The 10,957-nt window shown below is 40.9% G+C and carries 8 protein-coding genes; 5 read left to right on the top strand and 3 right to left on the bottom strand.

Annotated features, from left to right (window positions below; all coding sequences use genetic code 11):
* Positions 1-109 precede the first annotated feature (109 nt).
* Complete coding sequence (locus BLS32_RS17165; protein WP_091398958.1) at positions 110-1,699, bottom strand: peptide chain release factor 3; 1,590 nt, start codon at positions 1,697-1,699, stop codon at positions 110-112.
* 257 nt (positions 1,700-1,956) lie between these two features.
* Between BLS32_RS17165 and BLS32_RS17160 the strand changes: the two genes are divergently transcribed.
* The 5 genes from BLS32_RS17160 (at position 1,957) to BLS32_RS17140 (ending at position 9,823) form a co-directional block, all read left to right on the top strand.
* Positions 1,957-3,927, top strand: coding sequence for a peptidylprolyl isomerase (locus BLS32_RS17160; RefSeq protein WP_091399056.1), 1,971 nt, complete (start codon positions 1,957-1,959; stop codon positions 3,925-3,927).
* A complete protein-coding gene (locus BLS32_RS17155; RefSeq protein ID WP_091398956.1) occupies positions 3,927-4,775 on the top strand; it encodes a hypothetical protein in 849 nt (282 codons plus the stop codon). The genes BLS32_RS17160 and BLS32_RS17155 overlap by 1 nt, the downstream gene beginning before the upstream one ends.
* Positions 4,738-6,168 carry a peptidylprolyl isomerase gene (locus BLS32_RS17150; protein ID WP_091398954.1) on the top strand — a complete coding sequence of 477 codons (1,431 nt, stop codon included), beginning with the start codon at positions 4,738-4,740 and terminating at the stop codon, positions 6,166-6,168. The genes BLS32_RS17155 and BLS32_RS17150 overlap by 38 nt, the downstream gene beginning before the upstream one ends.
* 76 nt (positions 6,169-6,244) lie before the next feature.
* The gene (locus BLS32_RS17145; RefSeq protein WP_091398952.1) at positions 6,245-7,198 is read left to right on the top strand and encodes an AAA family ATPase; all 954 of its coding nucleotides are present in this window, start codon (positions 6,245-6,247) and stop codon (positions 7,196-7,198) included.
* A 357-nt stretch (positions 7,199-7,555) separates the two neighbouring features.
* Complete coding sequence (locus BLS32_RS17140; protein ID WP_091398950.1) at positions 7,556-9,823, top strand: aconitate hydratase; 2,268 nt, start codon at positions 7,556-7,558, stop codon at positions 9,821-9,823.
* Between the two features lie 63 nt (positions 9,824-9,886).
* On the opposite strand, the gene BLS32_RS17135 is transcribed toward BLS32_RS17140, so the two are convergent.
* Positions 9,887-10,351: a GNAT family N-acetyltransferase gene (locus tag BLS32_RS17135; protein WP_091398948.1), complete on the bottom strand. Its 465-nt coding sequence runs from the start codon at positions 10,349-10,351 to the stop codon at positions 9,887-9,889.
* Positions 10,352-10,427: 76 nt separating this feature from the next.
* Positions 10,428-10,847: an SRPBCC family protein gene (locus tag BLS32_RS17130; protein ID WP_091398946.1), complete on the bottom strand. Its 420-nt coding sequence runs from the start codon at positions 10,845-10,847 to the stop codon at positions 10,428-10,430.
* Positions 10,848-10,957: the final 110 nt, after the last annotated feature.

The raw sequence follows: 10,957 nt of genomic DNA, 5'->3' as shown, positions 1-10,957 counted from the left end.
AAAAATCTTGTCTTCTTAATTTTTGTTTTCTAACGTTTTTCCCTTGTCTCTAAAAACACAAATAAAAAAGCCTTCCGGTTGGGAAGGCTTTTGCTTTTATAATTTGAGCTTACTCGAATTCAGACGTAAAGAACAATTTTACATTTGGATATTTGCTTTGGGTCATCTGGATCGTGAAATCTGAATCTGCAAGAAAAACCAGTTGCCCGTATTTGTCTTTGGCCAGGAATTTCTGTTTGATTCGCTTGAATTCTTTGAACTCTTCGCTTTTCGGATCTTCGGGTTTTACCCAACAGGCCTTGTGAACCGGGAAATTCTCATACGTACATTTCGCGCCATATTCATGCTCGAGTCGGTACTGAATGACTTCATATTGAAGCGCACCAACAGTTCCTATGACTTTCCTGTTGTTCATTTCGAGGGTAAACAATTGCGCGACGCCTTCATCCATCAACTGGTCAATGCCTTTTTCGAGCTGTTTTGATTTCAACGGATCGGCATTGTTGATGTACCTGAAATGCTCGGGCGAAAAACTCGGGATGCCTTTAAAGCTCATTTGCTCGCCTTCGGTCAGGGTATCGCCAATTTTAAAATTCCCCGTGTCGTGCAATCCAACAATGTCGCCGGGATATGAAATGTCAACAATCTCTTTTTTCTCTGCAAAGAAGGCGTTCGGACTTGAGAATTTTAAATTTTTATTCTGGCGGACATGCAAATAAGGCTTGTTGCGTTCGAATGTCCCGGAAACAATTTTTACGAATGCAAGACGGTCACGGTGTTTCGGATCCATATTCGCGTGGATCTTAAATACAAACCCCGACATTTTTTCTTCAGTCGGATTTACCAATCGCGTTTCCGATTCTTTCGCTCGGGGCGACGGGGCGATCTCAACAAAACAATCGAGCAATTCACGAACACCGAAATTGTTCAGCGCCGATCCAAAAAAGACAGGCTGCAAGGTTCCGTTTAAGTACTTTTCGCGCTCAAATTTTGGATAGACTTCATCAATCAATTCCAATTCCTCACGAAGTTTGTCTGCCGGTTTCTGGCCGATGATTTTTTCCAATTCGGGATTTTGTACATCTGAAAAAGCAATTGTTTCTTCGATATTTTTGCGGCTGTCTCCACTGAATAAGTTGATATTTTGTTCCCAAAGGTTGTAAATGCCCTGGAAGTCATAACCCATTCCGATAGGAAAACTCAACGGTGTAACGGTAAGCCCGAGTTTTTGCTCTACTTCATCCATCAAATCAAAAGCATCTTTTCCTTCACGGTCTAATTTGTTGATGAAAACGATCATCGGAATGTTGCGCATCCGGCAAACGGCCACGAGTTTTTCAGTTTGTTCCTCAACGCCTTTTGCCACATCGATTACGACAATGACACTGTCAACAGCAGTCAGCGTCCGAAAAGTATCTTCGGCAAAATCCTTGTGTCCCGGCGTATCGAGAATGTTTATTTTCTTGTCTTTGTAGTTGAATGCCAATACAGAGGTAGAAACCGAAATCCCTCTTTGGCGCTCAATCTCCATGAAATCGGAAGTAGCACCCTTTTTGATCTTGTTGTTTTTAACGGCTCCGGCTTCCTGGATCGCACCTCCAAAAAGCAATAATTTTTCGGTCAATGTGGTCTTTCCGGCATCGGGATGCGAAATGATCCCGAATGTGCGGCGTCTTTCTATTTCTTTTAAAAAACTCATATTTTATATAAATGGACTGCAAAAATACTATTTATTCGACAAATAATCCCGGCATTAAATAAAACTCCATTTTTTGCCTGCTGAAACTTATGTTTTACACCTATTTTCGCAGCATATAATTTTTTGTTAATAGTATTGCGTATGCTTGTTTAATGCGATCGAATTGTTATTTTTGTTGGCTGTTATTGAAAGAAATAGCACAAAAAACCAACCAGGCATTCAGAATTTTAATTAATCAAAAAGAAATTTTTAACATAATGAAGATGAAACAATTGTTGTTCGGATTATTACTTTCCATTAGTTTAGGCAGTTATGCACAAAATGACAAAAAAAAGGAAGTTTTATTTACAATTGATGACAAGCCCTATTATACAGATGAATTTGAAAGGGTTTACAATAAAAATTTAGATCTTGTTAAAGACGAATCCCAAAAAGACCTGACCCAATACCTGGAATTGTTCGTGGGTTACAAACTTAAAATCAACAAGGCCAACAAACTCGGGCTTCAAAACGGTGACAGTTATAAAAATGAACTTGCTACTTACCGTACACAACTCTCCAAAAATTACGTTACCGACTCTAAAGTTACCAAAGAACTCGTTGAAGAAGGTTATCAACGTTCACTAAAAGAAATTCACGCTTCGCACATCCTGATTAAAGTGGATGAAAACGCTTCCCCTGAAGACACGCTGAAAGCATACAATAAAATCAAAGACATTCGGCAGAAGGCAGTTAACGGAGAAGATTTTGGAGCACTTGCCGCGCAATATTCTGAAGATCCTTCTGCTAAAGAAAACAAAGGGGATCTGGGTTATTTCTCGTCATTCAGAATGGTTTATGCTTTCGAATCTGCCGCTTATAAAACTCAGAAAGGCAAAGTTTCAAATATCATCAGAACGCGTTTTGGTTACCACATCATCAAAGTGGATGACGTTCGCGACAACAGGGGTGAAGTAAGTGTGGCGCACATCATGATCCTGAACCCTAAAGCAGACGAAGCAGACAAAGACAAATCGAAAAAAACAATTCAGGATATTTACAAAAAATTGCAGCAGGGTGAAAAATTCGAAGACCTCGCAAAACAATTTTCTGACGATAAATCTTCTTCTTCCAAAGGCGGTGTTTTAAACCGTTTCGGATCGGGGCAACTGAGCTCTGAGGAATTTGAAAATGCAGCATTTTCATTGACGAAAGAACATCCGGTTTCTGAGCCTTTTCAAAGTAAATTTGGATGGCATATCGTAAAACTTATCGAGAAATTCCCGGTAAAAACGTTTGACGAAATGAAAACCGAACTGGAATCAAAAGTCGGAAAAGACGATCGTTCGCGTTTGATCACGAATTCACTCAACGACAAGCTTAGGAAAAAATATCCTGTAAAAAGAGACAATAAATTATATGCGGCAGCTGCAAAAACGGTTAACGACGCTATTTATGACGGAAAATGGGAATTGCCTGCAAATACAAAACCGTATGACGGCAAGCTGTTTTCAATCAATGAAAAAACCGTTACCGGAACCGATTTCCTAAATTTTGTAAAAACACACCAAAATGGCGGGAAAGCTTTAAAGCCTGTAAACAAACTGACAGATAAATTATATGAATCGTTTGTTGACGATCAGCTGAATGCCTATTACGACAGCCATCTTGAAAAAGAATTTCCTGATTTTGCTGCGATCATGGACGAATACCGTGACGGATTGCTGCTTTTTGATTTGATGGAAAAAGAAATCTGGGAGAAATCTAAAACAGATACGGTGGGCTTGCAGAATTTCTACAACACTCAGAAAATGAACTACATGTGGAAAAACAGGGCAGATGCGATCATTGCTTCTTCTACAAGTATGGATGTGATCAAAAAAGCACAAAAAATGCTGAAACAAAACAACACTGTTGATCAGATCAAAGAAAAACTAAACACCAAAGATAAAGTGTCGGTAATGACCAATGTAGGCGTATTCGAAGAAGGCAACGAAGTGCTTCCGAAAAGTACCAAATTCGAAACAGGCGTTTCAGACATTGTCAAAGAAGGCGAATATTATTTTGTGACCAAAATTAATAAGGTAATTCCAGCGGCGCCTAAAACACTCGAAGAATGCAAAGGCAAATGCGTTAATGATTACCAGCAATTCCTGGAGCAAAAATGGGTCGATGACCTGAAACAGGAATTCAAAGTGAAAGTAAACCAGGATGTTTTTGCACACGTGAAAACCGATCTGAAAAAATAATGTACAGGCTGCTTTATACAGCAATGTTCCTGTCGTTGTATTCCTGCAATTTTTTGACACCGGCGGCAAAACCGCATTCGATTGCAAGGGTAAACGATGCATTCCTGTATGAAGAAGACATTAAAGACCTGGTTCCGAAAGGCACGGCAAAACCCGATAGTATTGCAATGGTTCGGAATTTCATCGACCACTGGGCTTCACAGAAATTACTGATCAGCGCCGCTGAAGTCAATCTCGGAAAGGAACAGAAAGCAGGTTTTGACGACCTGATCAAGCAGTATAAAATCGACCTTTATACGAAAGCATACCTCGAAGAATTGGTAAACCGATCTGTCGATACCATTGTTTCTGAAGAAGAATTAAAAAAATATTACGACGAGAACAAGGAGAATTTTAGGACAAACGGTGCGTTGGTAAGGCTTCGGTATATTAATCTTGAAAAAGACAATCCAAAGCTTGAAACCATAAAAAGCAAGTTTTTCGATTATAAGAAATCGGATAAGAAATTTTGGGACACTTATGCATTGCAGTTCAAAAGCTTTGCATTCAACGATTCGGTCTGGGCCGATATGAGCCAGGTGTACAGCAAGCTGCCTTTCATCAATCCGGGGAACCGCGATGAATATATCGTATCAGGCAAATCAATACAATATCCTGAAGGAACGGCAATGTATCTGGTAAAGATTAAAAATGTCATCGACAGAAACCAGATCGGGCCCTATGAATATTTAAAACCGACGCTCAAAGAGGTTATTTTGAACAAAAGAAAGTTAGAATCAATTAAAAAATTTGAAAAGGAAATCACTGATGATGCCATTAAAGACCGGAAATATGAAATTTATAAATAAACAAATGGTACTCGCAGTTTGCCTTTTTGTAATGACCACTTTAGCGTCTGCACAAGAAGTGGTCAAGGACACGGTTAAAGCAAAGAAACCTGCCAAAGTATCGGCCACAATGCACCGAAAAGTTGACGGGATTATTGCAACAGTTGGAGATTACATTATTTTAGATTCTGATATCGACAAGTCGTTTCTCGAAATGACCAGCCAGGGAAATTCGATAAAAGACATCACCCGCTGCCAGATGTTGGGGAAGCTGCTTGAAGATAAATTGTATGCACACCAGGCGATCCAGGACAGTATCGTTGTAAGTGACGATGAGGTCAAAGGCAAGCTTGAAGAACAATTGTCTTACATGGTTCAGCAACTTGGATCCATGGATAAAGTGATCAAATATTTTAAAAAGAACAACGAGGAAGACTTTCGTACGGACCTTTTTGAAATCATCAAAATGAACAAGCTGACTTCTGAAATGCAGAAGAAAATTGTGGATGCGGTAGAAATCACTCCCGAAGAAGTCAGGAATTTCTATAAAAAAATACCAACGAACGAACTGCCGGTTTTTGGTGCCGAAATGGAAGTGGCCCAAATTGTCATCCAGCCAAAAGTAACCGATGCAGAGAAACAAAAGGTAATCGACAGACTCAAGGAGTTCAAGAAAGAAGTCCAGGACGGCGCCAGTTTTGCAACAAAAGCCGTATTGTATTCAGATGATAAAGGGTCGTCTGCAACCGGAGGATTTTATAAAATGAATCGCAAAACGCCATTTGTAAAAGAGTTTAAAGATGTCGCTTTTAGCCTTGGTGAAGGAGAAATCTCTGAGCCTTTTGAAACGACTTTCGGATACCATATCATTTATGTGGAAAAAATCCGGGGTCAGGAAATCGATTTGCGGCATATTTTATTGACACCGACTGTTTCAGATCAGGCATTAAAAGAGGCAAAAGATAGAGCGATCCAAATCAAAAAGAAAATCGATAGCAAAGAAGTCACATTTGCCGAAGCAGCCCGTACCGAATCTGATGAAAAAGAAACGCGTACAAACGGTGGTGTTCTGGTCAATCCAAAAACTCAGGATACGCATTTCGAACTTACTAAAATGGATCCGGCTTTGTATTCCCAGGTTTCAAACCTGAAAGACAACGAAGTATCGCAACCTATTTTGGATGTCGAGCAATCGGGCAGGAAAAAATACAAACTCGTTACCGTGACCAATAGGATCAACGAGCATACCGCTGATTATGCCAAAGATTACATCAAAATCAAAGATCTGGCTTTGAAAGAAAAACAAATCAACGCCATTGCCAAATGGTCTGAAGAAAAAATTAAAGAGACTTATATCAAGATCAACGGAGAATACAGAAACTGCGAATTTACCAACAACTGGCTTAAAAAGTAGTTAGATCAGAATTGAGACTTAAAACTCCTCAAAACTCTTTTTTTAATGCCCAATACTCATTTCTCAATACTCAATTATGTCTGACGTTACCGCTATACAAAACCTGGTTCAGAAACGCACCGAGCTTAAAAAAGAAATCGCTAAAATCATCGTAGGCCAGGATGTGGTTGTGGATGAAATTCTGCTGAGTATTTTTTCGGGCGGGCACGCTTTACTTGTAGGCGTTCCTGGGCTTGCAAAAACCTTGATGGTCAATACGATTGCGCAGGCCTTGGGATTGAATTTTAAACGGATCCAGTTTACACCCGATCTGATGCCATCGGATATTCTCGGGAGTGAGATCCTTGATGAAAACCGACAGTTTAAATTTATTAAAGGCCCGATATTTTCGAATATTATTCTTGCTGATGAGATCAACCGTACGCCGCCAAAAACGCAGGCTGCTTTGCTTGAAGCGATGCAGGAACGCGCGGTGACGATCGCAGGCCACAATTACAAACTCGATTTGCCGTATTTCGTTTTGGCCACACAAAACCCGATCGAACAGGAAGGAACCTATCCTTTGCCGGAAGCGCAGCTCGACCGTTTTATGTTCTCAATTAAATTGGATTATCCATCTTTTGCAGAAGAAGTTCAGGTGGTGAAAAGCACGACCTCAGATGCAAGAGTAACAGTGAATCCTTTGTTTGCCGCCCAGGAAATTATCGATTTCCAGCATTTGATCAGACGCATTCCCGTTGCAGATAATGTGATCGAATACGCCGTGACTTTGGTGAGTAAAACACGCCCAGATAACAATTTGTCAAATGACTACATTAAGAATTATATCGACTGGGGCGCCGGGCCAAGAGCTTCGCAAAACTTGATTTTGGCTGCAAAAGCGCACGCTGCCTTCAACGGAAAATTCTCCCCGGATATTGAAGATGTCAAAGCTGTTGCCACCGGAATCCTAAGGCATCGTGTAGTGAAAAATTACAAAGCTGACGCGGAAGGAATTTCAATAGAAAAAATCATCACATCGCTTTTCTAAAAGTGAGATCCAAAATAGTCAAGCCCGCTTCATTGCGGGTTTTTTATTTCCAATTGTTTTCACGCTTCGAATTTTGGAACCCAAAATTCAATTTTAAGCGTAAATCCCTAATTTAGAAAGGTTCTTAACTATAACGATATAATTATTGTCTGTTGGAATTCCGAATTTGGCAATAAAAGCAGTTTAAATTAACGATAACATAATATTTTGATCCGAACGCAAAATTTATTTAATAATAATCACTAAAAATGCTTTTTTGGAAATAATAATGTTTCGAAACGTTAGTTTTATTCGAAATAGTTTAATTTAAAGAGGAATTCCGTAAATTTGCAACACAAATAAACAAACCTATTCATTATGGCTTTTGATATTGAAATGATTAAAAAAGTGTATGCGAATATGACAACGCGTGTCGATAAAGCACGTGAAATTGTTGGGCATCCGCTTACCTTAACTGAAAAAATTCTTTACAACCACCTTTGGGAAGGAATTCCTTCAACTGCGTTTACGCGTGGAAAAGATTATGTAGATTTCGCGCCGGACAGGGTTGCCTGCCAGGATGCCACCGCACAAATGGCGCTTTTGCAGTTCATGCACGCCGGAAAACCAAAAGTTGCAGTGCCAACAACCGTGCACTGCGATCACCTGATCCAGGCAAAAGTAGACGCGGTAACCGATTTGGCCCGTGCGAAGTCACAAAGCAGTGAAGTTTTCGATTTCCTTTCTTCGGTATCGAACAAATACGGAATCGGATTCTGGAAACCGGGCGCCGGAATCATTCACCAGGTTGTCCTTGAAAATTACGCTTTCCCAGGTGGAATGATGATCGGAACGGATTCACATACGGTAAATGCGGGCGGACTCGGAATGGTTGCTATCGGAGTAGGTGGTGCCGATGCCGTTGACGTGATGTCTGGAATGGCGTGGGAATTGAAATTTCCAAAATTAATTGGTGTCAAACTTACCGGAAAATTATCGGGATGGACAGCGCCAAAAGATGTTATTCTAAAAGTAGCCGGAATTCTTACTGTCAAAGGTGGAACCGGAGCGATCGTTGAATATTTCGGAGAAGGCGCAACAGCGATGTCTTGTACCGGAAAAGGAACCATTTGTAATATGGGTGCTGAAATTGGCGCTACGACTTCGACTTTCGGATACGACGAATCCATGGATCGTTACCTGCGTTCGACGGATCGTGGCGATGTTGCGGATGAAGCCAATAAAATTGCTTCTTACTTAACCGGAGATACGGAAGTGTATGCAAACCCGGAACAATATTTCGACCAGGTGATTGAAATTAACCTGACGGAATTGGAGCCATACTTAAACGGACCTTTCACACCAGATTTGGCTACGCCGATTTCTAAAATGAAAGAAGAAGCGATCAAAAATGACTGGCCTTTGAAAATCCAGGTGGGTTTGATCGGATCGTGTACAAACTCTTCCTACGAGGATATTTCGCGCGCCGCATCATTGGCCAAACAAGTTTCCGAGAAGAATTTAAAAACAAAATCGAGCTTTACCATTACTCCGGGATCGGAATTGGTAAGATATACAATAGAGCGTGACGGATTCATCGATACTTTTGAGAAGATCGGGGCAACCGTTTTTGCAAATGCCTGCGGCCCTTGTATCGGAATGTGGGATCGTGAAGGCGCTGAAAAAGAAGAAAGAAATACCATCGTTCACTCATTCAACAGAAACTTCTCGAAACGCGCCGATGGAAATCCAAATACACTTGCTTTCGTAGGTTCACCTGAATTGGTGACTGCACTTGCAATCGCAGGAGATCTGTCTTTCAATCCACTAACCGATACTTTGATCAATGAAGACGGAATTGAGGTGAAACTTGACGAGCCAACCGGAAACGAATTGCCTCCAAGAGGTTTTGCTGTCGATGATGCAGGTTTCCAGGCGCCGGCTTCCGATGGTTCAGGTGTTCAGGTTGTCGTGAGTCCAACATCTGAAAGGCTGCAATTGCTTGCGCCGTTCACGCCTTGGGATGGAAAAAACATCACAGGAGCGAAATTACTTATTAAAGCTTTCGGAAAATGTACGACTGACCACATTTCTATGGCCGGGCCATGGTTGCGTTTCCGCGGACATTTGGATAACATTTCAAACAACATGCTGATTGGTGCAATCAATGCATTCAACCAAAAAGCAAATTCGGTTAAAAACCAATTGACCGGCGTTTACGATACGGTTCCAGCTGTTCAACGTGCTTACAAAGCTGCCGGAATTCCTACGATTGTTGTCGGTGACCACAATTACGGTGAAGGTTCTTCACGGGAGCATGCTGCGATGGAGCCGCGTTTCCTTGGCGTTAAAGCCGTGTTGGTCAAATCTTTTGCCCGCATCCACGAAACGAATTTGAAGAAACAAGGCATGCTGGCGCTGACATTTGCCAATGAAGCCGATTATGATAAAATTCAGGAAAACGATACGATCAGTATCACGAATTTAACAAGCTTTGCGCCGGGCGTGCCGTTGACGATCGAGTTCAACCACGAAGACGGAAGTACGGATGTGATTCTTGCAAACCACACTTACAACGAAGGCCAGGTTGGCTGGTTTGTAGCGGGTTCTGCACTAAACCTGATCGCAGCTGCTGGCAATGCTTAAGATTTAGTTAGGTTAATTTTAAAAAAACTCCCGAAGCGATTCGGGAGTTTTTTGTTTTTATGACTATTGAAGGATTTTTTCCATTTTATAATTGATGAGCTCAATGCCTTTTCGCAGGTTTTTCTGTTCCTTCAGAATTGTGAAACCGTTCTTTTCAAAAAAAGGGCGCGCCGTGATGCTGATATCGGAAGTAATATTGAAATTCCCGGATTTTCTCGCGTGGGTTTCCAATTGGGATAAGATATTTTGTGCGATTCCCTGACGCTGGAAGTTTTTATGAATGTAGAAAAAGTCAATGTAATTGCCGTCACGTAATGTTCCGAAACCAACAATTTTATTGTTCTTTTCGGCAACGATGACAAGTTGGTCGTTCATCATTGCGGTCCATCTTAAGGTATTTTCAACAGTAGATTTCCAAACGTCAATCTGCTGCTGATTGTAATCTTGAATGCAGATTTCTTCTATGGTTCCGACATAAATTTTCTGCAGATCAGGCAAATCCGACGCTAAGGCAATTCGTAATCTCATTCTTTTTTTCTTGTCGGATAAATATACAAAAAACCGCGGGAAACAAAAACTTCCGAACAAAACCGGGAGTTAAGCATTAACTTGCTTCAGTGTATTTCTTGAAATTATCTATGATCATTTGCCAGCCGGTTTGTTGCATTTCTACGGGATTTTGATTTTCAGGATCGAATGTTTCAGTGATTTTGGTTTCATTTTCATCTCCATCAAATGCAATGCTTACGGTTCTGCCATCGGCCATGGTGTAATGAATGTATTGATGCGTAGTTACGGTATCATAAACACCTTCAAAATCAAATCCGAAACTGCCGTCTTTGGCTTCCATTCTTGAAAGGAATTTTCCGCCTGCTCTGAAGTCGTTTTCCGCTATCGGCGTATGCCAGTCAGGCGAAGCATGGTTCCAGTTTTTAATGTGTTCAGGCTGCGACCAGAATTTCCATACTTTTTCTACGGGCGCGTTTACCGTTGTTTTTACTGTTATTGTTTTTGAAGTTTCCATAAAGACGTGACTTAAGTTTTGAGGATTTAAAATCAAATTTACGACAGTAATATTTCAACTCTAATTGGGAAGTAAGACAAATTAAAGGCAGATTGCGACAGGTAAACCAA

This window comes from Flavobacterium noncentrifugens, assembly GCF_900100375.1.
Lineage (GTDB): Bacteria > Bacteroidota > Bacteroidia > Flavobacteriales > Flavobacteriaceae > Flavobacterium > Flavobacterium noncentrifugens.
Note: the sequence above shows the minus strand (reverse complement) of the source record. Positions and strands in the feature narration are given on the sequence as shown.

Coding starts and splice junctions, on each gene's coding strand:
- BLS32_RS17165 (WP_091398958.1), bottom strand. CDS start 1,699: ATGAGTTTTTTAAAAGAAATAGAAAGACGCCGCACATTCGGGATCATT.
- BLS32_RS17160 (WP_091399056.1), top strand. CDS start 1,957: ATGAAGATGAAACAATTGTTGTTCGGATTATTACTTTCCATTAGTTTA.
- BLS32_RS17155 (WP_091398956.1), top strand. CDS start 3,927: ATGTACAGGCTGCTTTATACAGCAATGTTCCTGTCGTTGTATTCCTGC.
- BLS32_RS17150 (WP_091398954.1), top strand. CDS start 4,738: ATGCCATTAAAGACCGGAAATATGAAATTTATAAATAAACAAATGGTA.
- BLS32_RS17145 (WP_091398952.1), top strand. CDS start 6,245: ATGTCTGACGTTACCGCTATACAAAACCTGGTTCAGAAACGCACCGAG.
- BLS32_RS17140 (WP_091398950.1), top strand. CDS start 7,556: ATGGCTTTTGATATTGAAATGATTAAAAAAGTGTATGCGAATATGACA.
- BLS32_RS17135 (WP_091398948.1), bottom strand. CDS start 10,351: ATGAGATTACGAATTGCCTTAGCGTCGGATTTGCCTGATCTGCAGAAA.
- BLS32_RS17130 (WP_091398946.1), bottom strand. CDS start 10,847: ATGGAAACTTCAAAAACAATAACAGTAAAAACAACGGTAAACGCGCCC.